Below are 624 nucleotides of genomic sequence, written 5' to 3'. Positions count from 1 at the left end.
AAACCCAAATTTACTTTGCTCACCCTTATTCGCCTTGGGAAAGAGGGAGCAATGAGAATATCAATGGGTTAATCAGACAATACTTTCCAAAGGGAACCAATTTTAATGAAATCTCTGATCAGGAAATCAATTTTGTGGTAAACCGATTAAATAATCGCCCTCGAAAAACACGGGGTGGGAAAACACCGAATGAATTATTTAAAGGAATGCGAACATGTTTACTTCCAGATTAACGATGTTGCACTTATTATGTGAATCTACCAACTAAAATAAATAACACAATAATTTTCCGAAGCACTCAATGAAAAATGGTATTTCAGGTCTTCCTCTGTGAATATATAAGGTTTTCCGTTATCGTCTATTATTATCTCATAATCAGATAGATATTGATTCAAAACATAATATAATGCAACTCTTCTAAATATAAATCTTTTCCGTCTATCAGCTAAATAAATATGATTATAATGAATCAATACATTATTAATAGTTCCCAACAATAAATAACTTTTCAAAATAATAGATCACTTGGAGGGAACTCAGTCCGATTTTTGCGATCTGATCAATTGCGAAAAATCCCAAACCCCAACACGGACTGAGTGATGCCTATCATAGCACCTATACCTC

General features: G+C 33.3%; 1 protein-coding gene. It reads left to right on the top strand.

Annotated elements, in window-relative coordinates; translation table 11 throughout:
- Positions 1–233 (top strand): IS30 family transposase (locus EAE89_RS23165; protein ID WP_214086686.1); only part of this gene is annotated, 233 nt, incomplete at its 5' end.
- Positions 234–624: the final 391 nt, after the last annotated feature.

The sequence above is a fragment of the Photorhabdus heterorhabditis genome, from assembly GCF_018448905.1.
Taxonomy (GTDB): domain Bacteria; phylum Pseudomonadota; class Gammaproteobacteria; order Enterobacterales; family Enterobacteriaceae; genus Photorhabdus; species Photorhabdus heterorhabditis.
This window is presented reverse-complemented; position numbering and strand designations above follow the sequence as displayed.